A 26,582-nucleotide genomic window follows, 5' to 3' on the forward strand; every position below is an offset into this window, starting at 1 on the left:
ACTCGTTACCGTTACGGTGGCGAGATTAACTGTGTAAGGAGGAGCCGCTGGTGGCTGATGTATCTTCTGTACCACCTCTACTTTCAGGAAACCTTGCCTTTTTCTTTGACCTCGATGGCACGCTTGCAGAAATCAAACCGCACCCGGATCAAGTCACCATTCCGGCCGCAGTGCGTACGTTGCTGCAAAAAATCTCGATGATGAACGATGGGGCACTGGCATTGATTTCAGGGCGCTCAATGGCTGAGCTCGATAAACTCGCGACGCCATTTCACTTCCCGCTTGCGGGAGTGCATGGCGCTGAGCGCCGTGACATCAATGATAAAACCCACGTTGTGACCCTGCCTGAGCCTGTTGTGTCTGCACTCCAGCAACAATTAACTGAAGCGCTATTGCAGTTTCCGGGTACGGATTTAGAAGCCAAGGGCATGGCCTTTGCGCTCCATTATCGCCATGCACCCGAGGCGGCAGATGCAATCTTACAATTGGCACAGTCGATGACGTTGCGCTATCCCGAACTGGCGCTGCAGCCGGGGAAATGTGTTGTGGAATTGAAACCGTTGGGAATCGATAAAGGTGCCGCGATCCGTGCCTTTATGCAGGAAGCGCCCTTTGCGGGTAAAACCCCAGTCTTTATAGGGGACGACCTCACGGATGAGGCGGGGTTTAAACAGGTCAATGCGCTGGGCGGGTTGACCATTAAAGTCGGTAGTGGTGAAACCATTGCCCACTATCGACTGGCAAATGTTCGCATGGTTTATCACTGGCTTGGAAAATTAACGCATCACATAGAACAACAAAAGTCAGCCATTTCACGGGGAGAAGATTATGAGTCGCTTAGTGGTAGTCTCTAATCGCATTGCACCACCGGATGATAAAAAAACCAGTGCCGGTGGCCTGGCGGTGGGCATTTTAGGCGCCTTAAAAACGGCGGGTGGATTATGGTTTGGCTGGAGCGGCGAGGTGGGTGACCCCGACGCTGCTTTAAAAAAGACCAAACGCGGCAACATAACCTGGGCATCCTTTAATCTCAGTCAGGAAGATTACGAAAGCTATTATCTGCAATTCTCTAATGCCGTACTTTGGCCTGCGTTTCACTACCGTTTGGACCTGGTCGATTTCCAGCGTGAAGCCTGGGAAGGCTATCGCCGGGTCAACACCTTGTTAGCCAGCAAGTTACAACCACTCCTGGAACAGGATGACATCCTGTGGGTGCATGACTACCACTTGCTGCCTTTTGCTGCGGAATGCCGTAAACAGGGGCTCGATCATCGTATCGGTTTCTTCTTACATATCCCGTTCCCCACGCCTGAAATTTTCAACGCGCTGCCGCCCCATGAAGAGCTTATCGAGGCGCTGTGTGAATACGATTTGCTGGGCTTCCAGACGGAAAACGACAGGCAGGCTTTCCTCGATTGTGTCGCCTCTCAAACGCGCCTCGACCATCAGGGTAAAAACCAATATCAGGCGTTCGGCAACACGTTTTGTGCCGAGGTTTACCCAATAGGTATTGAGCCGCAAGAGATCAAAAAGAATGCTCAAGGGCCGTTACCCCCGAAGCTTGCGCAACTCAAAGCCGAACTGGGCAGCATCAAAAATATCTTCTCGGTGGAGCGACTGGATTATTCCAAAGGGTTGCCAGAACGCTTCCTCGCCTTTGAAGCACTGCTGGAAAACTTCCCGCAGCATCACGGTAAAATTCGTTATACGCAAATCGCACCGACCTCGCGTGGCGATGTGCAAGCCTATCAGGATATTCGTCACCAGCTGGAAACCGAAGCGGGGCGCATCAATGGTAAATACGGCCAGTTGGGTTGGACGCCGCTGTACTATTTAAATCAGCACTTTGACCGCAAACTGGTGATGAAAGTGTTCCGTCACGCTGATGTCGGTTTAGTCACACCGCTGCGCGATGGGATGAATCTGGTGGCGAAAGAGTATGTGGCCGCGCAAGATCCGGCAAATCCAGGTGTACTGGTGTTGTCAAAATTTGCCGGTGCGGCGCATGAATTGTCGTCGGCACTTATCGTTAACCCCTACGACCGTGATGAAGTCGCGGCTGCACTGGATAGGGCGTTAACGATGCCGCTTGCCGAGCGTATTTCACGTCATAGCGAAATGATGGCGGTGATTGAGAAGAACGATATTCATCACTGGCAAAAGAGGTTTATTGGGGATTTAAAGCAGGCGGCGCCACGCAGTGATAAGTCTCATTTGGACAAAAAGGTGGCGACGTTTCCTAAGCTGGCCTGAGCCGTTTTTACTCACGTAAGCCGAGCCCAGGAGAATGTATCAGGGAAGCTACTTTAAGCTCCCTTGATACATTCGTTTATCGCGTGCAGAGGTCTTTGCTCCAGAAATCGAAATATCCGCACAATGTGAAATAGTAATGTGTGTCTAATTTTTTCTTATACATTGCGCTAAAAGAGCATGACTTATCTTAAATCGCCCTTATCACAGCGGGACCAACAGTACATCCACCTTGCTTGACTCCACCACAGCCTTCGCGGAGCAAATTATCTTGCTGAAAAAGGTTTGATTGTGGTTGCCACAAATCACTAAATCCACTGAACCCTTATTACAAATTGCCATTATGTGCTCACTTAATTCGCCCGTAGCAATAACGGTTTGTGCAATAGGGTATTGAGCTTTCTCGATTAATTCATCAATAAAAATTTGTGTCTCTTCAAGCATTAATTCCCGAAGGTCTTCCAGCATTGGCGCGGCGAATTGATTATAGAGCTCGGGCTCTGAAGCGAGCGTAATCAGTGTGATTTGCCCATCAACAGGTTGAGCTATTGATACTGCCCGGGCGACCAATAAATGACTTTCCGGGCTGATGGCGACAGCAACCAGTATATGTTTGTAACTCATTACAATCTCCTGTTGCCTGATAACCAGACGGTTAACATTTTCCTACATCAAACGACGTTGCTTCGCAAGGATAGTAACCATAGAAAATGTGAGCTTGCTCATGAAAAAAGATTAACAACGTTAATGTAAAAGAGTTGTAATCAAAATGTGATGCATCAATTGGTCATTTATCCATCAAACTTTCGTACTGTTTTTTGTGCATTTATGTCTGACTCGCTTTCTATGCGGATTTATTCGTTTTCATCGACAAAACATCGCATTACAAGGTGTTGTGTACTGTAGATGATGATAATGTCAGGATTTTTGTTGGTGAATGGGAAAATGCGATATAAATCACATGGCTAAGACAAGGTCAGGACGCGTTATGAAGAGTAAGTCATTAGATTGTTAGCCAGAAGATAACCAAATACCAGATTATCGTAACGGATATTCCCAATCTGCTCGTAAAACGCTCAATTGAAAAGTCTTTCTGATGTTTTAGGATGATGCATAAAGTAAATATATGTGATCTGCGTCACATAAACTTGAAAATTCGTCGGCACCCGCATTGTATGTCTAAAAGGCTACGAGTAGAGTTTGCGCGGAATTAGGAAAAATCTTAATTTCTTACAAAAAATTTACGCTCAGATAAAACGCACTTACAAGGACGTCTCCACCGCATTTTGTATCGGTGGTTTCAGTGCGTGTTATCGGTTAAATAATGAGCTTTTTTGGTAGGTTTAATTTTAACCGGGATTTCCCGGCGACTCACGGGGTGCGGTAAAGCCGCATGTATAAAAGTAAGTTTTTCAGGATGACAAAATGCATACATCCGAGTTGTTAAAACATATCTACGATATTAATTTGTCGTATTTACTTCTTGCGCAGCGCCTTATTAACGGCGACAAACCCTCCGCAATGTTTCGTTTGGGCGTAACAGAAGAAATGGCAAATACCCTTAGCGAATTAACCTTGCCACAAATGGTGAAATTAGCGGAAACCAATCAACTGATTTGTCAGTTCCGTTTTAGTGATAACCAAACCATCACTCGTTTAACACAAGACTCACGTGTGGATGATTTACAGCAAATTCACACCGGCATTTTGTTATCCACCCGCTTATTAAATGAGGTGTCCCCGATAGACGAGGCATCTCGCAAAAAAAGGGCGTAACAAAATGAGCGAGAAAAGTATTGTTCAGGAAGCCCGCGACATACAACTGGCGATGGAATTAATCACGCTAGGCGCTCGATTGCAGATGCTTGAGAGCGAAACACAATTAAGCCGTGGCAGACTAATCAAACTTTATAAAGAGCTCCGTGGCAGTCCTCCGCCGAAAGGTATGCTGCCTTTTTCTACCGACTGGTTTATGACCTGGGAGCAAAATATCCATGCTTCCATGTTTTGTAACACCTGGCAGTTTTTGTTACGCACCGGATTATGCTCCGGCGTTGACGCGGTCATTAAAGCTTACCGCCTGTATCTCGAACAGTGCCCGGCACAAGAAGGTGGCCCGCTATTAGCACTGACTCGCGCCTGGACACTGGTGCGTTTTGTTGAAAGCCATATGCTTGAATTGAGCAGCTGCAACTGCTGCGGGGGTAACTTTATTACCCATGCACATCAACCCGCAGGTAGCTTTGCTTGCAGTTTGTGCCAGCCTCCATCGAGAGCCGTAAAAAGACGTAAACTTTCTACGAATACTGCCGATATTATTCCACAACTGCTGGATGAACAGGTCAAACAGGCCGTTTAACAGTTCGGTGTGGATAAACACTCCAGCAGCGATAAGCCATTATCGCTGCTTTTTTTTGCCCAGCACCCGGCTGTTATCACCTCTGATTTGTGATTCCTCGTCACATTTAACAGCAGAAGGATGTACTCGTGCTGATTGTAATAGGTTATCTGGTCGTTATTGCGACAGTATTCGGCGGCTATATGATGACCGGGGGTCATCTTGGCGCTCTCTATCAACCAGCTGAATTTATCATCATTGGTGGAGCAGGGGTGGGGGCCTTTATCGTGGGGAATAACGGTAAAGCGATCAAAGCGACGTTAAAAGCGTTGCCATTACTTTTCCGCCGCTCGAAATACACCAAAAGCATGTATATGGATCTCATGGCGCTGCTTTATCGCCTGATGGCAAAATCACGCCAGCAGGGAATGTTCTCGCTGGAACGCGATATTGAAAACCCGAAAGAGAGTGAAATATTTGCCAGCTACCCGCGCATTTTAGCTGACGCACTGATGCTGGATTTTATTATTGATTACCTGCGTCTGATCATCAGCGGGAATATGAATTCATTTGAAATTGAAGCGCTGATGGATGAAGAAATTGAAACCCACGAAAGTGAGGCGGAAATACCCGCGAATAGCCTGGCAATAATGGGTGACTCACTCCCGGCATTCGGTATTGTGGCGGCAGTTATGGGGGTGGTTCACGCCCTGGCTTCTGCGGACCGTCCTGCGGGCGAGCTGGGTTCGTTGATTGCACACGCGATGGTGGGAACCTTTTTGGGTATTTTGCTGGCATACGGTTTTATTTCGCCGCTGGCGACCGTGTTACGTCAAAAAAGCGCCGAAACCACCAAAATGATGCAGTGCGTGAAAGTCACATTACTCTCAAGTCTTAACGGTTACGCGCCGCCTATTGCCGTCGAATTTGGTCGTAAAACACTCTATTCCAGTGAGCGTCCTTCGTTCATTGAACTTGAAGAACATGTGCGTGCTGTTCGTTCGCCGAATGCGCAAGCCCGTGCCACGGAAGAAGAAGTATGAAACACAACGCGCGCCCCATTGTTGTCGTAAAACGACGCAAGCACAAAGGCCACGGCGGCGGCGCGCACGGTTCATGGAAGATTGCCTACGCAGACTTCATGACGGCGATGATGGCCTTTTTTCTGGTGATGTGGCTGATTTCAATCTCCAGCCCTAAAGAACTGGCACAAATTGCCGACTATTTCCGTACGCCACTTTCGGCGGCTATTACCGGTGGACAGCGTATTTCTGATAGCCAAAGCCCGATTCCTGGCGGAGGGGATGACGTAACCCAACAACAGGGCGAAGTGAAAAGACAGCCCAATATTGAAGAACTTAGAAAACGGATGGAAACCAGCCGCCTCAAGCGACTGGGAGACAAACTGGATCAACTGATTGACGCCGACCCTAAGTTGCGCGCACTGCGCCCGCACCTGCAGATAGATCTGGTTCAAGAGGGATTGCGGATACAAATTATCGACAGCCAAAACCGTCCGATGTTTAAGAACGGCAGCGCTGAAGTTGAGCCTTACATGCGCGATATTTTGCGCAGTATCGCGCCATTACTGAATGAGTTTCCTAACAGAATAAGTTTGTCGGGTCACACGGATGATTTGCCCTATGCAATGGGCGAGCGTGGTTATAGCAACTGGGAATTATCAGCTGACCGGGCAAACGCTTCGCGGCGCGAACTGATGTCAGGCGGACTTATTGACGGCAAAGTCTTACGCGTCGTGGGCATGGCATCCACTATGCGCCTGACCAACCGCGGGCCTGACGATGCGATCAACCGACGCATTAGTTTGCTGGTACTGAATAAACAAGCTGAAGAGGCCATCGTGCACGAAAACGCAGAAAGCGATAATCAGCCACTAAGCATTCTCCAACAACCTGCAGCCGTGGAACCGGCGCAGAACACATTACCGCCACAATCCGGTACGAGGTGATAGCGTGAGTATGGATATCAGCGATTTTTACCAGACATTTTTTGACGAGGCCGACGAGTTACTGGCTGATATGGAGCAACATCTGCTGAACCTGGTCCCTGAAGCGCCAGATTCAGAACAGCTGAATGCCATATTTCGTGCTGCTCACTCGATCAAAGGAGGGGCGGGGACGTTCGGCTTCTCCATTTTGCAGGAAACCACGCACCTCATGGAAAACCTGCTTGACGAGGCGCGGCGCGGTGAGATGCAACTCAACACCGATATCATCAACCTGTTTTTGGAAACCAAAGATATTATGCAGGAACAGCTGGACGCTTATAAAAATTCCCAGGAACCGGATGCTGAGAGTTTCGATTATATCTGCAAAGCGTTACGCCAACTGGCTCTGGAAGCCAAAGGTGAAGCACCTGCGCCGGCCACAAAATTAACGGTTGTTGAGAAAGAAACCGTTGATGTGTTGCCTGCCAGTGACGGCCATTTACGCATTGCCATTACCGGTCTGAAAGCCAGCGAACGCAATTTGTTGCTGGAGGAGCTATCCAACCTCGGCACGGTAAGCGATGTCGAACAGGGTGAGGGTTCCGTCACCGCCACGTTAGAAACCACCGTCAGTGCCGATGACATCAGCGCGGTGCTCTGTTTTGTTATCGAACCTGAACAAATCGAGTTTCTGCCATTACCAATAACTCGCCCAGCCGCAGACGTTGAAATCGTAACCGTTCCCGTTGCCGTCAACACGCCGCCGGTAGTGGCTGCACCTGCGAGAGCCGAAAAAGAAAACAAACCGGCACGTGTTAGCGAATCGAGCAGCATCCGTGTCGCTGTTGAAAAGGTCGATCAGCTCATTAACCTGGTGGGCGAACTGGTAATCACGCAGTCGATGTTAGCCCAACGTTCCAACGAACTTGACCCGGTTGAACACGGCGAACTGATTACCAGCATGGGTCAGTTACAACGTAACGCCCGTGATTTACAAGAATCGGTCATGTCTATCCGTATGATGCCAATGGAATATGTCTTCAGCCGCTTCCCGCGTCTGGTGCGTGATCTGGCTGGAAAACTGGGTAAACAGGTCGAACTGACGTTGCAGGGTAGCTCTACTGAGCTGGATAAAAGTTTAATCGAACGCATTATCGATCCGCTGACTCACCTGGTGCGTAACAGCCTCGATCACGGTATCGAATCTCCGGAAAAACGCCTCGCTGCGGGTAAATCGGCAGTGGGTAATTTGATTCTTTCGGCAGAGCACCAGGGCGGGAACATCTGCATTGAAGTGTCCGACGATGGCGCAGGCCTGAACCGTGAACGTATTCTTGCTAAAGCACTGTCGCAAGGCATGGCCGTTCACGAAAACATGTCAGACGACGAAGTGGGCATGTTGATTTTTGCCCCTGGATTCTCGACCGCCGAGCAGGTCACTGACGTGTCCGGACGCGGCGTGGGCATGGACGTGGTGAAGCGTAACATCCAGGAAATGGGTGGCCATGTCGAAATCAAATCTCAGGCCAATGTCGGTACCACTATCCGCATTATGCTGCCGCTAACACTCGCCATTCTTGATGGGATGTCGGTTAAAGTCAGCGACGAAGTCTTTATTCTGCCGCTCAACGCGGTGATGGAGTCGTTGCAGCCGAAGGAAGATGACTTACATCCTCTTGCGGGGGGCGAGCGCGTGCTGGAAGTGCGTGGCGAATACTTGCCGCTGGTTGAGCTGTGGAAAGTCTTTGATGTTGCCGGGGCTAAAACGGAAGCGACGCAAGGCATTGTGGTGATTTTGCAGAGTGCCGGGCGACGTTACGCGCTGCTGGTTGATCAACTGATTGGTCAGCATCAAGTGGTGGTGAAAAACCTCGAAAGCAACTATCGCAAAGTGCCGGGTATTTCGGCCGCTACCATCCTCGGTGATGGCAGCGTGGCGCTGATTGTCGATGTTTCAGCGCTGCAAGGTTTGAATCGTGAACAACGTATGGCCGGCCACGCCGCCTAGTCCTCCGGATTTGAGAAAGGATAAGTAAATGACTGGATTAACCAATGTGACAAAAATGACCGGGGAAACGGTAGGGCAAGAGTTCCTTGTTTTCACCCTCGGTGACGAAGAATACGGTATCGACATTTTAAAAGTGCAGGAAATCCGCGGGTACGATCAAGTCACCCGTATTGCCAACACGCCTGCGTTTATCAAAGGGGTGACTAACCTGCGCGGTGTGATTGTACCCATCCTCGACCTGCGGATTAAGTTTGCGCAAGATGGTGTCGAATATAACGATAACACGGTGGTTATCGTGTTGAACTTCGGCCAACGTGTGGTGGGTATTGTGGTGGATGGCGTGTCTGATGTGTTGTCTTTGACCGCTGAACAAATCCGCCCGGCACCCGAATTTGCCGTGACGCTGTCGACTGAATACCTGACCGGCCTCGGCGCACTGGGCGACCGCATGCTGATTTTGGTAAATATCGAGAAGTTGCTCAATAGCGAAGAGATGGCGCTGATTGATGATGTAAGCCGCGTAGCCTAAAAAGCCTGATCCAGTTTAAGCCCCGGTCATTATTCTTTATGGCCGGGGTTTTTATTTCGTCATTCCTCAAATCCATTTCTCTTTTACCGCACTAGTTAAGATCTCATTTATGTAGTGAATTTGAATGCCTTTCTTATAAATTTCCTTTATTAATCAATTGATTAATAGGTGGTGATTTATAGCTTTTTCTGATTATTTCCTCGCAACGTTGACCCCTGTCACAGAACCCAACCCTGAAACGGCTTATTTCTCTTCCCCGCATTTGTGTTGCTTTTCATTTCATCCGTTTTCACTGCAACAAGGATCGTTTTATGTCACTCAATGGATTACGTTTCACCCTTGAGGTCGACGGCCTGTCGCCCGAGAGCTTAGCGGTTGTGAACTTTAGTCTGGCCCAGCATTATTCTCTGCCGTTTGTCCTGGAGGTTGATGTTGCCAGCGACGTTTTCCGGCTGACTGCCCAGAGAGTGCTGGAGAAGAACGCCACTCTGACCATCTGGCAGGGCGATACGCCTCAACGTTATGTCACGGGTGTAATCACCACCTTCGGGATGAAAGAAAACACCGGCTGGCAGATGTTGTATCGCTTCACGATTCACCCGCCACTGTGGCGTTGCGATCTGCGCCAGAACTTTCGTATTTTCCAGCAGCAGGATATCCAGACCATATCGGCCACACTACTGAATGAGAATGGTGTGACAGCATGGACGCCCCTCTTCTGGGAAGACCATCCGGCGCGGGAATTCTGCGTGCAGTATGGCGAAAGCGACCTGGCATTTTTGTCACGCCTGTGGGCCGAAGAAGGCATTTTCTTTTACGATAAATGCTCTGTGGATGGTCCAGGTCAGACCCTCATTGTATGTGACGACGCCTTCGGGCTTTGTGCCGCCGGTGACCTGCCATTTAACCCGAACACCCGCGAAGTCACCGATGAATGCGTCAGCGTATTTCGTTATGAAGCCTGCATCCGCCCCTCATCGGTATTGAGCCGGGACTACACCTTTAAAATCCCCGACTGGCCGGGTCTCTATGACCACGATGCCAGACATCTCAACGGCCAGCGCTCGCAATATAAAATCTTTAATTATCCGGGGCGTTATAAAGACGAGCAGCACGGCAAAGATTTTACCCGCTACCGGATGGAAGGCCTGCGTAACGATGCTGAAAAAGCCAGCGGTGCGGCCAATTCGCCAAAACTGTGGCCCGGCGTGTGCTTTACGCTGACCAGACATCCGCAGGAAAACATGAACCGCAAATGGCAGGTGGTGCGCAGTCTGCTCAGGGGAGAACAACCGCAGGCGCTGCATGGTAGCCAGCGTCGTGGAACCACACTCAGCAACCAGTTTGAAGTGATACCCGCCGACCGTACCTGGCGCTCTACGCCCCTGCCGAAGCCAAAAGTGGACGGCCCACAGAGCGCGGTGGTCACTGGCCCGCCAGGAGAAGAAATCTTCTGCGACGAATACGGACGTATCCGCGTCAAATTCATCTGGGATCGTTATCACGGCACCACCGAAGACAGCTCCTGCTGGATACGCGTCTCCCAGGCGTGGGCGGGCACCGGATTTGGCAACCTCGCCATTCCCCGCGTCGGCCAGGAAGTGATTGTTGATTTTCTCCATGGTGACCCGGACCAGCCGATTGTGATGGGGCGGGCCTATCACGAAGACAACCGCTCGCCGGGAGATTTGCCGGGCACCAAATTCCAGATGACGATACGGTCGAAAACCTACAAGGGCAGCGGGTTTAACGAACTGAAATTCGATGATGCGACCGGCAAAGAGCAGGTCTATATCCATGTGCAGAAAAACATGGATACGGAAGTACTGAACAATCGTACTACCGATGTGAAGGTTGACCACAGTGAAACCATCGGCAACAACCAGAAGATCACCGTGGGGCTGGGGCAGACAGTGATAGTCGGTAAAGAAAATGCGGGCGGCCATGACCAGAAAATAACAGTGGCCCACGACCGCAACATCACGGTACGCAACGACCAGACCGTGAAAGTGACCCACGACCGCATGGTCAGCATTAGTCACGACGACGGGCTGTACGTGGCGAATGAGCGGAAAGTGACCGTGGAGGGCAATCAGCACCATAAAACGACCGGTAATCACGCCAGTCTGGTGGAAGGGAAACACAGCCTTGAGGTAAAAGGCGACCAGGCTCAGAAAGTCAGCGGTGCGCTGGGCATTAAAGTTAACGGCGCTATCGTGCTGGAAAGCCGCAGTCAGATCAGCCTGAAAGTGGGCGCGTCGTTTCTGGTGATCCATGCAGGTGGTGTGGACATCATGGGGCCGGTGATCAATCTCAATGGGGGCGGCAGTCCGGGGACGCCGGTGCAAACACTGAAGCCTTCGGTGCTGACAGCCCTGACGGATGATGATGACTCAGTTAGGGATAATGGAAACTCAGATAACGGAGATTCTGGGGGTAATGGTGGCGGAGGTGATGGCTCAAATGAGGATGAAGCTGATACAGATGAACCAACAGTGACACCTGTTTTTGCCAAATCCTGCCTTAAGGAAAAAGGCTGCACGGATGCAGGAACGACAATTGAACCTGCTGAAAACTTCGGTGAAATGGCGTTGTTTTCGCAAAATGAAGAGTGCTGCGGTTACGTACATAGTCATAACGAAGAAGAGCCTGAACAACACGCACAGTCTGCGCGGCGCGGATCAGGTTCATCTTCTTATGCCCAGGCGGGAGTGGCGGCGACAGCGGGTGCATCTCGTGCAATGGCAAGTGAAGCTGCAGTTGGTGTGATGACCCGAGTCGGTGGCAGCACTGCGGTGGAGGGTGTACTGGCGGCGAATCCACTCATTCTCTGGGCGGGTGTGCTGTATTCCGCGCTTTATGTTGGGGCTGCGGGCGAGGGCAGCGATAAAGTACCAGGGCGCGATGAATACTGGTATGAAGAAGAACTTCGGAGTAAAGCCGCTAGTGGTGCAAAAGCCACTACGCGGGTGCGCTTCTTCTGGCAGCCGGACATTCACGGGAAAATGCAGGTTTACGGTGTGCATACCGGAGAAGGTACGCAGTACGAAGGTGTACGCGTGGCTAATATGGTATGGAGCACCGAAACCCAACGCTACGAATTCACTCCCGCCAACGGAGTTGATGGTCCGACTATTACCTGGACACCGGGCAAACCGGAAGGCACTGACCTCCCGACGCACACAGGAACAGATGCCCCGACCCTGGATCAGCCGACTATTCTGGTAAACCCGATACCGGAAAATCAGGGTGATATGACCATACCGCCATTCCCGGTGCCAGATGAGAAGGATTTCAACGATTACATTTTGGTCTTCCCGGCAGATTCTGGGATTAAACCAATTTATGTCTATCTTAAATCGGCAAGGGATGAGCCTGGCACCGCAACCGGAAAAGGCGAGATATTATCTGGAGCGGGTAAATGGCTGGAAGAAGAAGCTGGTAAAGGTCTGGGGGCACTAATCCCGATAGAAATTGCGGATAGGTTGCGTGGACAGAATTTTTCCAACTTTGGTGAGTTCAGAAAGGCTTTATGGACAGAGGTTTCTAACTCAACGGAGTTATTAAATCAGTTCAAACTAAGTAATATTGCACAATTGAAGAGTGGTCGTGCACCATTCCCTAGAAAGAAGGATCAGGTTGGTGGGCGTGTTAAATATGAAATTCACCATGTGTCAGAAATCTCTAAAGGTGGGGATGTGTATAATGTTGATAATCTGCGCATAGTAACGCCTAAGCGGCATATTAATATACATAGAGGTGTTAAATGAAAATCAAGTATTCTGCATTGAGTGAATATACAGAGGGTGAGTTTTTAGACTTACTTAAAGACATCTGTTTTATTAATGGGTTAAGTGAGGATGAACATACTCGCTGCGTGATTCATTTTGATAAAATAACGCAGCACCCAGATGGTTCTGATTTGATTTATTACCCAGAGGATGGAGCGGATGACTCCCCAGAAGGTATTTTAGATACGGTTAAAAAATGGCGGCAGTCCCAGGGGCTACCTCTATTCAAAGACTCTAAATAGCATAGATAAGCGCCAATAATTGTTGGCGCTTATCTTATAAAGAACGGTTGATAATTTGATAGTTAATATAAAGAAGTGTGAGTATGACAGTCTTATATGAAAAATCTAATGATTATACTGAATCAGATTTTCTTGAATTTATAAATACTATCTATTTTGCAAAGGCAAGAAATGAAAATGAGCATGATTTCAACATTGAAGAATTTGAGCGAATTACTGAGCACCCGGCTGGCTCAGATCTTTTTTATTTTCCAGAGGAAGGTAAATCTGGCCCTATTGAGATATTTAATGAAATAAAACGTTGGCGTAAATCCCATGGGCTTCCTTTATTCAAAGACTCCAAGTGACATCAATGAGTGCCAGCAATTGCTGGAACTCATTGTATTTCTCTACTTATGCAATTTGTTGTTTAAGGTCTGTCGTGTCGCCTAAGAGCCATCCGACACGACCTCCAGCAAATTACGCTTCTACGCGCTCGCCAGCTTCCACTTCTTCTTCCATCTCACCTTCATTTTTCGACAGCATTGCCGTCGCCACGCCGTTACCCAGCACGTTAATCGCTGAACGGCCCATGTCGAGGAAATGGTCGATACCCATCAGCAGCAAGATACCCGCGACCGGAATATTAAAGCTCGGGATGGTTGCAGCCAGTACCACCAACGCAGAACGCGGCACGCCCGCAATCCCTTTAGACGCCAGCATCAATGTCAGCATCAGCACCACTATCTCGGAAAACGTCAGATGGATGTTGTAGGCCTGCGCGATAAACATGGAGGCAAAAGAGCAGTACACCATCGAACCGACCAGGTTGAACGAATAACCAATCGGCAGCACGAAAGAGGCGATGTTACGAGAACAGCCAAAACGGGTCAATTGATCGAGCGTTTTAGGGTAAGCCGCTTCGGAACTGCTGGTGGTAAATGCCACCAGAACCGGATCTTTCAGCATGGCAATCAGGCGGAATACATCACGCTTGAGCACCATATAACCGACGCCAATCAGTACCATGCAGGTCAGGATAATCGCCAGATAGTATCCGCCGATGAACGATGCGTAGTTGAGTAAAATACCCAATCCTTCGGTAGCGACCACCGAAGAAATTGCGGCGAAAATGGCCAGTGGTGCCACATACATCACGTAGCCCGTCACTTTGAGCATAATATGGGAAACCACATCCAGAGCTGCGACTAATGGCGTGTTGAATTTCTCGCCCAGAGACGCGCCGGCAATACCGAAGAACAGCGAGAACACTACAATTTGCAGGATTTCGTTATTCGACATTGCGCCCGCAATGCTGGTTGGAATGGTATGCGAGATAAAGGCTTTCAGGTTCATCCCGCTGACCGCCAGACCGGTTTGCACATCACCCGCTGGAACCTGGAGATTCATGCCTGCACCCGGCTGCTGAAGGGTGACGATGAACAAGCCCACCAGAATCGAGAGCACAGAAGAGGAGACGAACCACACCATCGCTTTGCCACCTACGCGGCCAATGGTTGAAGTTTCACCCATCTTCATGATACCCACCGTCAGGGTGCTAAACACCAACGGTGCGATGACCATTTTGATCAGTCGTAAAAAAATGTCGGTAAACAGCGTGATGTTTTCAGCATAACTTTTGATGTTGTCTGCTGCAGCGTATTCGTGAATAGCTGCGCCAGAGAGGATCCCGGCGAACATGAAGAGAAGAATAAATAACGTGAGTTTGTTTGAGCTAGACAATTACGTAGTATCCCCATCGATACCCTTCATACTTCAAGCTGCATGTGCGTTGGCTGCACTCACTCACCCCAGTCACTTACTCAAGTAAGCTCCAGGGGATTCCTGAGTTTGCCGCCTTCCTGCAACTCGAATTACTTTGGGTATGTTAATTAACAATTATTTAACTTATTGAACTATATATAATTATTATGTTTGTCCAATTTCTATTCGGCTCATAAATTGAAGCAAACTGCGTTCGGATACAACTTTTTTTTACTTTTTGTCGCATTTGTTAATGCAGCAAAGCTTATGTAACAACGTGACTACAATCACGAAAATAATATTAATATTTCCGCAAAAACAGGAGGGTAATCCTACGGCTTGGTTGTTAATGTATTGATTGTAAAGTTAAATATTTTGCAATAAGACATTAGGCTGATTCGTTGTGGGGTTTCTGGTCATTTCTGAATACCTAATCTAACTTTCAATAAGTTAGTGGATTCAGCACCCTGGCCGTTGAAGGGGATCGGATGCGCAACAACATGAGGCTTAACAATGAAAGCACATGCACTCTTATTGCTTTGTGGAAGTGGTTTGCTTTGCGGCATCAGCGGGGCGCAAGCGGTGACCAGTAACGGCACCATTAATGCGACTCTTACGCTGACCAATGGCTGCCTGATCAACGGCTCACCCGCTCAGAATGGCATCAACTTCGGTACCCTGGATTTTGGTGAGCATCCGGCAACCTTTTCAACGCTGACTACAGAGTTAGCGGGTGCCGCAGGCGGTAACAGCTTCGGCATTCAATGTACCACCGGTTCTACTTACACCGTGCAGGTGACGGGCAGCACCAACGGTGCGCCGGGAACGACGGTCGGCACTCCCGGAACACCCGCCCGCTATCTGGTCAATACCTCTGACGCGACACAAGGTGTGGCGTACAGCATCTATAGCGACAGCGCATTCAATAATGTCATCACCAACAACACCGCGATCCCGAAAGCCTCCACCACTGATGGCGTAGACAATTACATTGTTTACGGGCGGATTCAGGGCGGGGGAGACAGCGTGACGGTGAAACCAGGGACCTACACGGACATTATTAATGTCAGCGTAACCTACTAGCAAACTGACTCTTGTCTGACTTTACGGCAGGTAGCACACCTGCTGAGGGCCGCGCTTTGCATAAAATTCAGCTCTGCTTGTGGGGATTGATGGTTGCACTCCCGGTGAGCGCGGTCACTCAGCAGTCCTTTCAGGTCGGTGCGACCATCACGCCGGGATGTTCTGTCGCCAGCGGCAGCGGTGGCAACTTTGGTAGCCTGAATTTTGGTACGCACAGCGGTGTGGAAAGCGGCATCACCAGTAATGCATTCATACCCAACACCTCGCTGGCACTGGCTTGTACGCCAGGTGTGGCGTTGAGCATGTCCATCGATGGCGGCAAAAATTACACCTCAGTACGCAATATGGTGCGCACCGGTAGCAGTGAAAAAGTGCCGTACCGCCTTTATAGCAGCGGCGCACTTACAGCCAATACCGAAATTCTGGTTAATCAGGCGGTGGCGATTACCTATAGCAACAGCAACAGTATCTCGTTGCCTATTTTTGGCGCGGCGCAATTAACCGGATTCAGTCCGGCAGGGGCTTATACCGACCAACTCACTGTGACGTTGTCATGGTAAAAAAGGGAGAAAACAATGATGCAATGGTGCTCGCGTACCCTGTTATTTGCAGCAGGTCTGTCGGTCAGCGCACAGGTGCTGGCGGCAGGAAACATCCTGATTTGGCCGATAGATCCCTATCTTGATGCCGATGCCAAAGCCGCAGAATTGTGGATCCAAAACCAAAGCGACAACGCGACTACAATGCAGGTGCGGGTGGTTGGCTGGCAACAACAGCAAGGACATGAAAAGTATCAACCGCAACAGGATGTGGTCGCCAGTCCGCCGATTGTGCGCATTGAAGGTGGCGGCAAACAGCTCATCCGCCTGATCAAACAAAATGGGGTGCCTGCGGGACAGGAGCTGGCCTACCGAATTGTGGTAGATGAAATTCCACAACCTGCAGACAGCAGCAAGCCGCAAATGGGGCTCAAGTTGCAGATGCGCTACTCCATCCCGTTGTTTTCTTATGGCGCGGGGATGGAAATCCATAAAACCGCCAGCAACCACGCGAATACCGAATCGGAGAAACTGTCGTGGCGGGTGGTGAATGAAAATGGCCAGCCGGCTTTACAAGTCACTAATCGCGGCAATGTTCATGCGCGATTAAGTCAGGTCACATTACGCCAGGGGAGCCAACAACGTGCATTAACCGACGGACTGATGGGCTATGTATTACCGGGTAGCCAGCGTGAATGGCCGCTGCCCGCATCATTCACTCGCCCTGACCAACTGTCAGCAACGATTAACTCTCGTTCTGGGCAATGGCAATCTTCCCCGGTCAATTGAGTCGATTACCCGTGGCGATACTGTTTTTTTCTTTGCCGCTCGGCAGCCATGCCGCACAGGAAGATGACGTATTGCCCCCGCCGCCGGATGCACAAACGCTTAATCCATCGGCACCGTTCCATTTATCTCTGGTGTTCAACCAGTGGGATAGCGGGGTGGTGGTGCCGGTCACTCAACGCAGCGGGCAATTTTTTGTCAGCCGCGCAGATTTGCAGCGCGCCGGATTGCCGGGGGATAAATTTAGCCATGACGAGGTGAATGTCTCGGCACTCAACGGCGTGAAAACGCAGTACGACAGCGCCGGGCAGCGCCTGTTAATGGAGGTTCCCAACGACTGGCTGCCCAGCCAGGCCATCACTCTTGGCAAACAGGACGCCAGCTTCAAGCCGTTAAGCGGCAGCGGGGCGCTGCTCAATTACGATCTCTATGCCAACCATACGCAAAACAGCGGCGCTCAGGCTTCGGTTTGGCACGAGTTGCGGGTGTTTAGCGGCAATCTCAGCCTTTCTTCAACCGGAACCTTACGTCAGGATTTTTCCGGCTACGATGCCGGAGGCACCGAAGGGTATCTGCGTTACGACACCACCTTAACCGGGACGGATGAAGACGCGATCATTAGCTGGTCAGCAGGGGATGTGGTGAGCGACGCATTAAGCTGGAGCAACAGCGTGCGCATGGGCGGGATTTCAATTGGACGTGATTTCTCGTTGCGCCCGGACCTCATCACCTATCCGCTACCCGCATTTTCCGGTGAAGCGGCGGTGCCTTCCACCGTCGATGTGTTTATCAATGGCTATCGCAGCGGCAGTACGCAGCTGCAACCTGGCCCGTTTACCCTGACCAATCTGCCTTACATCAATGGTTCCGGCGATGCCGTGCTGGTCACCACCGATGCGTTGGGTCGTCAGGTTTCCACCACGCTGCCATTTTATGTTGCAAGCCAACTGCTAAAACCAGGTTTAAGCGACGGAGCGTTCACGCTCGGCAGCTTGCGGCGTGACTATGGCATCGAAAACTTCTCCTATGGCCCCGCGGCAGCCAGCGGATCTTATCGCTACGGGGTGAACGATTTCTGGACACTGGAAAGTCATGCGGAAGGCGCGCAATCGCTGGTGCTGGGTGGCGTCGGAACGCTGGTGAAACTGGGGCGTTTTGGAGTGGTGAACGGGGCTTATTCGCGCAGCGAAATGCGGGGGCAAGGCGGGCAGCAGATAAACTGGGGTTATCAATACAATACCGACTGGTTCAACATCGGCACGCAGCATAGCCACCGCGATCGGGGGTTTGGCAACCTCGCGCTCTACGACTCTCCAGATATGTATGACGAAAACAACCAACCGATCGCCAGTCTTAGCCGCAGCACCGACCAATACTCACTCTCTGTTAATCTCGGAAGCTATGGCAACCTCGGTGCGGCGTGGATTGACATCCGCAGTTTCGATGATGAAAAAACGCAGTTACTGAATCTGTCATGGAGCAAAAATCTGTGGGGAAACAGCAGCTTTTATCTCGCAGCCAGCCACGATCCCGCACAAAACGGCTGGAGTCTGGCGCTCTCATTACAAGTGCCGTTTGGCTCGCAAGACAGTGCCGCATTCAGTGTCGAAAGCACCCCAGATGCGGGCAGTACGCAACGCGTGAATTACAACCACGCGATGCCAAGCAACGGCGGTTTTAGCTGGAACCTGGCATACGCACATCAGAGCGACGCTGACGATTACCAGCAGGCTACGCTCGGCTGGCGCAACAATAAAGTCGAGTTGCAGGGCGGCGTTTACGGGCAGCGCGATAACGTGACCCAATGGGGCGAAATGTCCGGCTCGTTGGTGATGATGGATAACACGTTGCTGGCGGCGAACCGGATTAACGATGCCTTTATGGTAGTCAGCACCGACGGTTATCGCGATGTGACGGTGAATTTTGAAAACCAGCCAGCCGGTACGACTGACGATGACGGCTATCTGCTGATAAGCGGTGTTTCGTCTTATTATCCGGCTAACTACAGCATTAATACGCTGAATCTGCCCGCGGATACACGGATTAAAGAGACTGAACGCCGTGTCGCTTTACGCCGTCACAGCGGGTATTTCCTCACTTTCCCGATGGAGCAGCAGCGCGCCGCCAGCGTGATTTTGCAAGACAGCAACGGCAACGATTTACCCGTATCAAGCCAGGTGTATCGCGCTTTGCAACCCCCAGCGCCGGTGGGGTATGACGGAATTGTTTATCTTGAAAACCTGAGTGACGTAAACCCGCTTACGGTGACACTGCCGGATGGTCAGCGTTGCAGCACCCTGTTAACGCTGGATAAAAACCCCGATCGTAAGTTGAAAACCTACGGCCCGCTGATATGCCGGAGCGGCGCATGATGCTCGGGCGCGGGTTAGGGGTTTTGCTGGCCATGGTGCTGCTGCACATCACGATGTCTGCGTATGCTGACTGCCGCTTGAGTGGTGTAAATGGTTCGTTTGGCAGCCAAAGCTCGTTTGTCGTGGGCTCCACGGTGCAAAACACCAGCGCATCCATTTCCGTCGATTGCGACAAGGTGCTGAGCTTACTCACCGCCGATTCGATAAAACTCACTTATCTTGGGGCAACGCCTGCGGTCACGGGGGCGCGTGGTTTGCTCAGGCGAACCGACGATACCAGTAATCCCGATAACGTCCCGGTGGTGGTCTGCGTCCAGTCGGGATGTGCGGGGAGCAGTGAAGTTCAGGTTGGGGGAAGTTACACCTGGAGTGGCACTATCTTGCTGGGTTTACTGACCAGCCAGCGCTATACCTTGCCGATTTATTTGCGCACAGTGGCCGGGCAAAACGTCAGCGCGGGGCCATACAGCGTCGTGCTAAATTTCCGCATTGACTGGAATGTGTGCAATGTCGGCGTCGCGGTTTGTCTGGCGTACCAGACCGGCAGCGGCTCGCCCGGCACCACCGTATCACTGACGGTCTCCAACGATTGCAGCACGATAACCGCCCCGGCAGTCAACTTCGATAGCGCACCGCTGGTGCAAAACTTTAAAAGCGTCTCGCAAAGCATTGCCGTGACCTGCACCAAAGGCAGCACTTACACCGTGGGCGTGAGCAATGGCGCAAATGTCTCTGGCAATGTACGACGGATGAAAAGTGGCAATAACTATATGAGTTATGAAATCTATAAATCCAATGGGACCGACCGCTGGGGCAGTCTCGGCGCAGAACGCTGGGCCAGTTCTTTATCATCTGGCTTGAGCAGCGATGGTTTACTGCGTAACTACAACTACGTGGCAAAGGTGTTGACGACGCAAACGACACCCCCTGCCGGGAGTTATACCGATACGCTGGTGGTGGATGTCGCCTTTTAGGTTTTACCACCCTCACCCCAGCCCTCTCCCTGAGGGAGAGGGAGAAACCGGATAGTCCCCTCTCCTGGGGGAGAGGGTTAGGGTGAGGGGAGTAAGCGAAGCGCCATCCACCCCTTGCGCCTGCAATTTCCGTTAAAGTTCCTTATCCGCACGCCGATAACACCGATAAGAAATCATTAAAAGGGTGTTATATGTTGAACCGTATTCGCGTTGTCACCATGCTAATGATGGTGCTGGTGGTGTTCGCGCTCCTCCAACTCATCTCTGGCGGAATGTTTTTTAACTCACTCAAACAAAATAACGACAGTTTTAAAGTCTCCAGAGAGTTACGCGTTCAGCAATCCGAACTGGCGAATGCCTGGGAATTGATGCTGCAAACACGCATTAACCTTAGCCGCTCCGCTGCCCGTATGATGATGGATGCCAGCAATGGCCAAAGTACGGCAAAAACCGAGCTATTAAATAACGCCAAAAAAACGCTGGCAGAAGCGAATACCCATTACGAAGCCTTCAAAAAAATCCCTGCGATTAATCCAGATCTCGAATCCCTGGTAAAAGGCATTGATGACGACTACCAGAACTACAACCAGGCGTTGAGCGAACTGGTGGGTTATCTGGAAAGCGGCAACATGGATGCCTATTTTGCGCAGTCCACACAAAGCCTGCAAAACGCCCTCCAGACCGAATATGGCAACTACATTGCCATGAACGACCGCATGTACGAGCAGTCGTTTATCGCCAGCACCCATGATTACAACTTTGCCAAATGGCAAATTGCCGCACTGGCGTTAGCGCTGTTCTCGGTAATTGTGCTGGTCTGGCTTGGCATGCGCCGCATCCTGCTCCAGCCGCTATCGGTGGTTATCGGCCATATTCGTGAAATCGCCAATGGCAACCTGACCGAAAACATCATTTCCACCGGCCGTAATGAAATGAGCGAACTGACCGCAAGCGTTCGCCATATGCAGCAAGAGCTGATTATTACCGTCGGCAGCGTGCGTGATGGATCTGACGCGATTTATAGTGGAGCCACTGAAATCGCTGCCGGAAATAACGACCTCTCATCCCGTACCGAGCAGCAGGCCGCCTCTCTTGAAGAAACCGCTGCCAGCATGGAACAACTCACCGCGACGGTGAAACAAAATGCTGAAAACGCCCGTCAGGCTTCACAACTTGCATTAAGCGCCTCCGAAACCGCGCAGCGCGGCGGAAAAGTGGTGGATGGTGTGGTGAAAACCATGCACGACATTGCGGGCTCCTCGAAAAAAATTGCTGACATTACCGGCGTGATTGACGGTATCGCCTTCCAGACCAACATCCTGGCGCTGAACGCCGCCGTTGAAGCAGCAAGGGCGGGTGAGCAGGGGCGCGGATTCGCGGTAGTTGCAGGCGAAGTGCGTAATCTTGCACAACGCAGCGCGCAGGCGGCCAAAGAGATCAAATTACTGATTGAAGACTCTGTCTCCCGCGTCGATACCGGCTCGGTATTGGTGGAAAGCGCCGGGGAAACCATGAGCGACATCGTCAATGCGGTCACGCGTGTGACCGACATCATGGGGGAAATCGCTTCGGCTTCCGATGAACAAAGCCGCGGTATCGATCAAGTTGCGTTGGCGGTTTCTGAAATGGACCGCGTGACACAACAAAACGCCTCTTTAGTGGAGGAGTCCGCGTCTGCGGCCGCCGCCCTTGAAGAACAAGCCAGCATGCTCAACCAACTGGTTGCAGCCTTCCATTTACAGGCTGAACCTGCGGCTACACCTCCTGTTATTGCCTCCACGTCAACGGCTCCGGTACGCAAGACCAGCAAGCCGGCAGTCAGTGGGCATGACGATAATTGGGAAACTTTCTAAGCATCATTAATGGCTGTCAGACGTGCAAACTGAGGGGAATTGATGTTCAACCGTATCCGAATTTCGACCACGCTGTTGTTAATCTTGATCGTCTGCGGCGTATTGCAGATTGGGAGTAATGGACTCTCCTTTTGGGCATTCAGGGATGACTTTCAGAATTTAAAAATGGTTGAAGTCGGAAACCAGCAGCGCGACACCTTAACGCAAAGCCGTGCAGCATTATTGCAAGCCAGTACCGCTTTAAGCCGTGCCGGTACGCTGACAGCATTGAGTTACCCGCAAGAAGATATTAAACGCCTGATGGCGAATACCCGTAGCAGCCTGAAACAGGCCGACATGCTGTTTAACCAGTTTTTGGAGATCCCACCTTTAAATAAAGAGGGTGAAGATATGGTGGCGTCGACGAAACAAAGTTACGCCGCCTGGCGGGATGACTTGCAGCATCAGGCCACCTGGCTTGAAAGCAATCAGTTGTCTGATTTCCTCAGCGCGCCAACCCAGAAGTCACAGGATATTTTTGACGCCTACTTTAACGCCTGGCAGCAAAGCATCAATGACACCGTGGCGGCATCGAGTGCGGACAGCAAGCTGAACTATCAGACCTCGGCAATTATTTTTGCCGTCGTGACGGTGATTGCGATTCTGATGCTGATTGGCTCCATCGTCTGGTCACGCAAAATGCTGGTGCAGCCGTTGAACATTGTGCGCAACCATTTTGAGCATATTGCAGCAGGGGATTTGGCGCGCCCTATACATGTATTTGGGCGAAACGAAATCTCCGAGATTTTCCTCAGCCTGAAAAACATGCAGCTCGCGTTGAAAGAGACCGTCTTGCAAGTGCGTCAGGGCAGCAGCGCGATGCATACCGGCATCGCAGAAATTGCCGCAGGCAACAATGACCTGTCTTCACGTACCGAACAGCAGGCTGCGTCGCTGGCAGAAACCGCCGCCAGCATGGAGCAACTGACCGCGACAGTCAGCCAGAACGCCGATAACGCACGCCAGGCAGCTCAACTTTCCCGCACGGCGGCGGACACCGCCCAGCAAGGCGGCCAACAGGCAGCAAATGTCGCTCGCACTATGCACGACATCGCAGGCAGCTCGAAGAAAATTGGCGATATCACAAGCGTAATTGATGGCATTGCCTTCCAGACCAACATCCTCGCGCTGAACGCCGCCGTTGAAGCGGCTCGAGCAGGTGAGCAGGGGCGCGGATTTGCCGTTGTCGCAGGCGAAGTACGCAACCTGGCAAGCCGCAGTGCGCAGGCGGCAAAAGAGATCAAGGTATTGATCGAAGAGTCGGTTAACCGCGTACAGCAGGGCTCGCAGCTGGTGGATACCGCTGCCTCAACAATGGCGGAGATCGTCCGTTCCGTCACGCAGGTTAACGACATTATGGGCGAAATTGCCTCTGCCTCTGACGAACAACGTCGCGGCATCGAACAGGTGGCGCAGGCCGTGAGCCAGATGGATCAGGTCACACAACAAAACGCCGCACTGGTTGAAGAAGCGGCAGCAGCTACCGATGCGCTGGCAAACCAGGCCGAACACCTGAGCGGTGTCGTTTCGGTGTTTAATCTGGATGGTGTTGCTACAGAGAGCATCAACAGAGATTTACAGGCCACTGGGGTGCTTGCCACCTCCTGATTGTGAGTAAGAAGGCGCTATGACATCACCACTGTCCACCGGACAATCGTCATTACTGTTACAGATGACACAGCGTCTACCGCTGTCCGACACGCACTTTCGTCGGATATGCCAGTTGATTTACCAGCGTGCAGGTATCGTGCTGGCCGATCATAAACGCGACATGGTTTACAACCGCCTGGTGCGCCGTTTGCGCACGTTGGGATTGGAGGATTTCGGGCACTATTTGAGCATGCTGGAAGCCAATGGCAGTAACGCCGAATGGCAGGCGTTCATTAATTCCCTGACCACCAACCTGACCGCGTTTTTTCGCGAGGGTCACCACTTCCCGATCCTCGCAGAACATGCGCGTAAACGAAGCGGCGAATACCGAGTATGGAGTGCGGCGGCGTCCACGGGCGAAGAGCCGTATTCCATCGCGATTACCCTCGCCGATGTCGTCGGCATGGCTCCGGGTCGCTGGAAAGTTTTTGCCAGTGATATTGACACTCAGGTACTGGAGAAAGCCCAAAGTGGGGTTTATCGCCAGGATGAGCTGAAAACGCTGGCACCGCTCCAGATGCAGCGCTATTTCATGCGCGGCACCGGGCCACATGAAGGACTGGTGCGCGTACGCAGCGACCTGGTCAGTCACATGGAGTTTGCGCCGATAAATCTACTGGATAAGCAAGCGCCAATTCCAGGGCCGTTTGACGCCATTTTTTGTCGTAATGTGATGATTTATTTTGACAAAACGACACAGCAGCAAATTTTGCAGCGCTTTGTGCCGCTGCTTAAACCGGGCGGATTGCTGTTTGCCGGGCATTCGGAGAATTTCAGTAATCTCAGCCGTGAATTTTTGCTGCGAGGGCAAACGGTATACGGGCTGAGTAAGGAAAGATCATGACAAAAATAACCGTGCTTTGTGTCGATGATTCCGCCCTGATGCGCCAAATCATGACAGAAATAGTGAACAGCCACGATGACATGGAAATGGTGGCAACCGCGCCAGATCCGCTGGTGGCGCGGGATTTGATTAAGAAATTTAATCCCGACGTGCTGACGTTAGATGTCGAAATGCCGCGCATGGACGGGTTGGACTTCCTCGAAAAACTGATGCGCTTACGCCCCATGCCAGTGGTGATGGTGTCATCGCTGACCGGCAAAGGCTCGGAAGTTACGTTACGGGCGCTGGAGCTGGGGGCGATTGATTTTGTCACCAAGCCGCAGTTGGGCATCCGTGAAGGGATGTTGGCGTACAGCGAAACCATTGCTGAAAAAATACGGACTGCGGCAAAAGCTAAACTCGCGGCTCGCGCACCGGTTACCGCACCCGCTGCACTGAAAGCCGGGCCGTTGTTGAGCTCAGAAAAGCTGATCGCTATTGGTGCGTCAACCGGTGGAACCGAGGCGATTCGCCATGTGCTCCAGCCTCTGCCGCTGACAAGCCCAGCGGTGTTAATTACCCAGCACATGCCGCCTGGTTTTACGCGCTCGTTTGCCGACAGGCTCAATAAGCTGTGCCAAATCGCCGTGAAAGAAGCTGAAGACGGCGAACGTGTATTGCCTGGGCACGCCTACATTGCCCCAGGTGATAAACACATGGAGCTTGCTCGCAGTGGGGCGAACTACCAAATCAAGATTCATGATGGCCTGCCCGTGAACCGGCATCGCCCGGCCGTGGATGTGCTGTTCCATTCTGTAGCGAAATTCGCCGGGCGAAATGCCGTGGGCGTGATCCTTACCGGAATGGGGAATGACGGTGCCGCCGGGATGCTGGCAATGCATAAAGCCGGGGCATGGACCATCGCCCAAAACGAAGCAAGTTGTGTGGTGTTCGGCATGCCGCGTGAAGCCATTAACAGTGGTGGCGTCAGCGAAGTGGTCGATTTAAGCCAGATTAGCCAGCAGATGCTAGTCAAAATTAGTGCCGGACAGGCAATACGTATCTGAGATAAGGCTATTTTATTTGCCATTTTGAACCCGGGCAGTACTCAGAATCCTCACGTACTTCAAGTACGCTCCGGTTCTTGCGTGCTGGCCGTGTCCAAACTGGCTGCAACAATTACGCCTCCTTGAATAGGCAATAACCGAAGGAACCCAATAAATGGCAGATAAAGAACTTAAATTTCTGGTGGTGGACGATTTTTCTACCATGCGTCGTATCGTACGTAACCTGCTAAAAGAGCTGGGTTTCAATAACGTAGAAGAAGCAGAAGACGGTGTCGATGCATTGAATAAACTGAATAGCGGCGGTTATGGTTTCGTGATTTCTGACTGGAACATGCCGAACATGGATGGCCTGGAATTGCTGAAAACCATTCGTGCCGATGGCGCAATGGCGGCAATGCCGGTGCTGATGGTGACGGCTGAGGCAAAGAAAGAGAACATTATTGCTGCAGCGCAAGCCGGGGCGAGTGGCTACGTGGTGAAACCCTTCACCGCAGCCACTCTGGAAGAGAAGTTGAACAAAATCTTCGAAAAGCTCGGCATGTAAGGA

At 51.3% G+C, this 26,582-nt stretch carries 23 protein-coding genes and 1 pseudogene; 22 read left to right on the forward strand and 2 right to left on the reverse strand.

Features of this window, described 5'->3' with window-relative positions:
* The first annotated feature begins 50 nt into the window (after positions 1 to 50).
* Together otsB and otsA are read left to right on the forward strand one after the other, a co-directional pair.
* Positions 51 to 854 carry a trehalose-phosphatase gene (otsB, locus tag OH773_RS08555; protein WP_270144831.1) on the forward strand — a complete coding sequence of 268 codons (804 nt, stop codon included), beginning with the start codon at positions 51 to 53 and terminating at the stop codon, positions 852 to 854.
* The gene (otsA, locus tag OH773_RS08560; RefSeq protein WP_270144833.1) at positions 829 to 2,253 is read left to right on the forward strand and encodes an alpha,alpha-trehalose-phosphate synthase; all 1,425 of its coding nucleotides are present in this window, start codon (positions 829 to 831) and stop codon (positions 2,251 to 2,253) included. Before otsB ends, otsA begins: the two co-directional genes overlap by 26 nt.
* Positions 2,254 to 2,454: 201 nt before the next feature.
* Here otsA and uspC read toward each other — a convergent pair whose 3' ends face one another.
* Entirely contained in the window at positions 2,455 to 2,874 is a 420-nt protein-coding gene (gene uspC / locus OH773_RS08565) for a universal stress protein UspC (protein ID WP_270144835.1), read from the reverse strand.
* An 801-nt stretch (positions 2,875 to 3,675) separates the two neighbouring features.
* Here uspC and flhD point away from each other — a divergent pair.
* The 10 genes and pseudogenes from flhD to OH773_RS08615 all read left to right on the forward strand — a co-directional run bounded on the left by flhD (position 3,676) and on the right by OH773_RS08615 (position 13,453).
* Positions 3,676 to 4,026 carry a flagellar transcriptional regulator FlhD gene (gene flhD / locus OH773_RS08570; protein WP_183269614.1) on the forward strand — a complete coding sequence of 117 codons (351 nt, stop codon included), beginning with the start codon at positions 3,676 to 3,678 and terminating at the stop codon, positions 4,024 to 4,026.
* Positions 4,027 to 4,030: 4 nt separating this feature from the next.
* Entirely contained in the window at positions 4,031 to 4,609 is a 579-nt protein-coding gene (gene flhC, locus OH773_RS08575; protein ID WP_183269613.1) for a flagellar transcriptional regulator FlhC, read from the forward strand.
* Between the two features lie 128 nt (positions 4,610 to 4,737).
* Positions 4,738 to 5,631, forward strand: coding sequence for a flagellar motor stator protein MotA (gene motA, locus OH773_RS08580; RefSeq protein WP_183269612.1), 894 nt, complete (start codon positions 4,738 to 4,740; stop codon positions 5,629 to 5,631).
* Positions 5,628 to 6,557 (forward strand): flagellar motor protein MotB, encoded by a 930-nt coding sequence (motB, locus tag OH773_RS08585; RefSeq protein WP_183269611.1) that lies wholly within the window; start codon positions 5,628 to 5,630, stop codon positions 6,555 to 6,557. Before motA ends, motB begins: the two co-directional genes overlap by 4 nt.
* A gap of 10 nt (positions 6,558 to 6,567) precedes the next feature.
* On the forward strand, positions 6,568 to 8,544 hold the full coding sequence (cheA, locus tag OH773_RS08590) for a chemotaxis protein CheA (RefSeq protein WP_270145759.1): 1,977 nt from the start codon (positions 6,568 to 6,570) through the stop codon (positions 8,542 to 8,544).
* Between the two features lie 28 nt (positions 8,545 to 8,572).
* Positions 8,573 to 9,073, forward strand: coding sequence for a chemotaxis protein CheW (gene cheW / locus OH773_RS08595; RefSeq protein WP_183269610.1), 501 nt, complete (start codon positions 8,573 to 8,575; stop codon positions 9,071 to 9,073).
* 311 nt (positions 9,074 to 9,384) lie between these two features.
* Positions 9,385 to 11,571: pseudogene (locus OH773_RS08600) on the forward strand (type VI secretion system Vgr family protein); the annotation flags it as partial.
* 270 nt (positions 11,572 to 11,841) lie between these two features.
* Entirely contained in the window at positions 11,842 to 12,843 is a 1,002-nt protein-coding gene (locus OH773_RS08605) for an S-type pyocin domain-containing protein (RefSeq protein WP_270145761.1), read from the forward strand.
* Entirely contained in the window at positions 12,840 to 13,106 is a 267-nt protein-coding gene (locus OH773_RS08610) for a bacteriocin immunity protein (protein ID WP_270144840.1), read from the forward strand. Before OH773_RS08605 ends, OH773_RS08610 begins: the two co-directional genes overlap by 4 nt.
* An 83-nt stretch (positions 13,107 to 13,189) precedes the next feature.
* Positions 13,190 to 13,453, forward strand: a complete 264-nt coding sequence (locus OH773_RS08615; RefSeq protein ID WP_270144842.1) for a bacteriocin immunity protein — start codon at positions 13,190 to 13,192, stop codon at positions 13,451 to 13,453.
* A gap of 112 nt (positions 13,454 to 13,565) precedes the next feature.
* On the opposite strand, the gene OH773_RS08620 is transcribed toward OH773_RS08615, so the two are convergent.
* On the reverse strand, positions 13,566 to 14,828 hold the full coding sequence (locus OH773_RS08620; RefSeq protein WP_183269609.1) for a dicarboxylate/amino acid:cation symporter: 1,263 nt from the start codon (positions 14,826 to 14,828) through the stop codon (positions 13,566 to 13,568).
* Positions 14,829 to 15,362: 534 nt separating this feature from the next.
* Between OH773_RS08620 and OH773_RS08625 the strand changes: the two genes are divergently transcribed.
* From OH773_RS08625 to cheY, 10 genes are all read left to right on the forward strand, one after another.
* Entirely contained in the window at positions 15,363 to 15,932 is a 570-nt protein-coding gene (locus OH773_RS08625; RefSeq protein ID WP_270144845.1) for a Csu type fimbrial protein, read from the forward strand.
* 89 nt (positions 15,933 to 16,021) lie between these two features.
* Positions 16,022 to 16,492: a Csu type fimbrial protein gene (locus OH773_RS08630; protein ID WP_270145763.1), complete on the forward strand. Its 471-nt coding sequence runs from the start codon at positions 16,022 to 16,024 to the stop codon at positions 16,490 to 16,492.
* Positions 16,493 to 16,510: 18 nt separating this feature from the next.
* A complete protein-coding gene (locus tag OH773_RS08635) occupies positions 16,511 to 17,260 on the forward strand; it encodes a fimbrial biogenesis chaperone (RefSeq protein WP_270145765.1) in 750 nt (249 codons plus the stop codon).
* Positions 17,236 to 19,629, forward strand: coding sequence for a fimbria/pilus outer membrane usher protein (locus OH773_RS08640; protein ID WP_270144848.1), 2,394 nt, complete (start codon positions 17,236 to 17,238; stop codon positions 19,627 to 19,629). The genes OH773_RS08635 and OH773_RS08640 overlap by 25 nt, the downstream gene beginning before the upstream one ends.
* Positions 19,626 to 20,603: a Csu type fimbrial protein gene (locus OH773_RS08645; RefSeq protein ID WP_442865660.1), complete on the forward strand. Its 978-nt coding sequence runs from the start codon at positions 19,626 to 19,628 to the stop codon at positions 20,601 to 20,603. The genes OH773_RS08640 and OH773_RS08645 overlap by 4 nt, the downstream gene beginning before the upstream one ends.
* 191 nt (positions 20,604 to 20,794) lie before the next feature.
* Positions 20,795 to 22,456, forward strand: a complete 1,662-nt coding sequence (gene tar, locus OH773_RS08650) for a methyl-accepting chemotaxis protein II (RefSeq protein WP_270144850.1) — start codon at positions 20,795 to 20,797, stop codon at positions 22,454 to 22,456.
* A 42-nt stretch (positions 22,457 to 22,498) separates the two neighbouring features.
* Complete coding sequence (locus tag OH773_RS08655; protein ID WP_270144853.1) at positions 22,499 to 24,103, forward strand: methyl-accepting chemotaxis protein; 1,605 nt, start codon at positions 22,499 to 22,501, stop codon at positions 24,101 to 24,103.
* Between the two features lie 19 nt (positions 24,104 to 24,122).
* A complete protein-coding gene (gene cheR / locus OH773_RS08660; RefSeq protein WP_270144855.1) occupies positions 24,123 to 24,989 on the forward strand; it encodes a protein-glutamate O-methyltransferase CheR in 867 nt (288 codons plus the stop codon).
* A complete protein-coding gene (locus OH773_RS08665; protein ID WP_270144857.1) occupies positions 24,986 to 26,035 on the forward strand; it encodes a protein-glutamate methylesterase/protein-glutamine glutaminase in 1,050 nt (349 codons plus the stop codon). The genes cheR and OH773_RS08665 overlap by 4 nt, the downstream gene beginning before the upstream one ends.
* A 154-nt stretch (positions 26,036 to 26,189) precedes the next feature.
* A complete protein-coding gene (cheY, locus tag OH773_RS08670) occupies positions 26,190 to 26,579 on the forward strand; it encodes a chemotaxis response regulator CheY (RefSeq protein WP_270144859.1) in 390 nt (129 codons plus the stop codon).
* Positions 26,580 to 26,582 lie beyond the last annotated feature (3 nt).

The organism is Buttiauxella sp. WJP83 (assembly GCF_027594725.1).
Classification (GTDB): domain Bacteria; phylum Pseudomonadota; class Gammaproteobacteria; order Enterobacterales; family Enterobacteriaceae; genus Buttiauxella; species Buttiauxella selenatireducens.

Bases quoted from the DNA above. Each gene is read 5' to 3' on its own strand.
- otsA (WP_270144833.1), top strand. From the start codon at position 829: ATGAGTCGCTTAGTGGTAGTCTCTAATCGCATTGCACCACCGGATGAT.
- uspC (WP_270144835.1), bottom strand. From the start codon at position 2,874: ATGAGTTACAAACATATACTGGTTGCTGTCGCCATCAGCCCGGAAAGT.
- flhD (WP_183269614.1), top strand. From the start codon at position 3,676: ATGCATACATCCGAGTTGTTAAAACATATCTACGATATTAATTTGTCG.
- flhC (WP_183269613.1), top strand. From the start codon at position 4,031: ATGAGCGAGAAAAGTATTGTTCAGGAAGCCCGCGACATACAACTGGCG.
- motB (WP_183269611.1), top strand. From the start codon at position 5,628: ATGAAACACAACGCGCGCCCCATTGTTGTCGTAAAACGACGCAAGCAC.
- cheA (WP_270145759.1), top strand. From the start codon at position 6,568: ATGGATATCAGCGATTTTTACCAGACATTTTTTGACGAGGCCGACGAG.
- cheW (WP_183269610.1), top strand. From the start codon at position 8,573: ATGACTGGATTAACCAATGTGACAAAAATGACCGGGGAAACGGTAGGG.
- OH773_RS08605 (WP_270145761.1), top strand. From the start codon at position 11,842: ATGACCCGAGTCGGTGGCAGCACTGCGGTGGAGGGTGTACTGGCGGCG.
- OH773_RS08610 (WP_270144840.1), top strand. From the start codon at position 12,840: ATGAAAATCAAGTATTCTGCATTGAGTGAATATACAGAGGGTGAGTTT.
- OH773_RS08615 (WP_270144842.1), top strand. From the start codon at position 13,190: ATGACAGTCTTATATGAAAAATCTAATGATTATACTGAATCAGATTTT.
- OH773_RS08625 (WP_270144845.1), top strand. From the start codon at position 15,363: ATGAAAGCACATGCACTCTTATTGCTTTGTGGAAGTGGTTTGCTTTGC.
- OH773_RS08630 (WP_270145763.1), top strand. From the start codon at position 16,022: ATGGTTGCACTCCCGGTGAGCGCGGTCACTCAGCAGTCCTTTCAGGTC.
- OH773_RS08635 (WP_270145765.1), top strand. From the start codon at position 16,511: ATGCAATGGTGCTCGCGTACCCTGTTATTTGCAGCAGGTCTGTCGGTC.
- OH773_RS08640 (WP_270144848.1), top strand. From the start codon at position 17,236: ATGGCAATCTTCCCCGGTCAATTGAGTCGATTACCCGTGGCGATACTG.
- OH773_RS08645 (WP_442865660.1), top strand. From the start codon at position 19,626: ATGATGCTCGGGCGCGGGTTAGGGGTTTTGCTGGCCATGGTGCTGCTG.
- tar (WP_270144850.1), top strand. From the start codon at position 20,795: ATGTTGAACCGTATTCGCGTTGTCACCATGCTAATGATGGTGCTGGTG.
- OH773_RS08655 (WP_270144853.1), top strand. From the start codon at position 22,499: ATGTTCAACCGTATCCGAATTTCGACCACGCTGTTGTTAATCTTGATC.
- cheR (WP_270144855.1), top strand. From the start codon at position 24,123: ATGACATCACCACTGTCCACCGGACAATCGTCATTACTGTTACAGATG.
- OH773_RS08665 (WP_270144857.1), top strand. From the start codon at position 24,986: ATGACAAAAATAACCGTGCTTTGTGTCGATGATTCCGCCCTGATGCGC.
- cheY (WP_270144859.1), top strand. From the start codon at position 26,190: ATGGCAGATAAAGAACTTAAATTTCTGGTGGTGGACGATTTTTCTACC.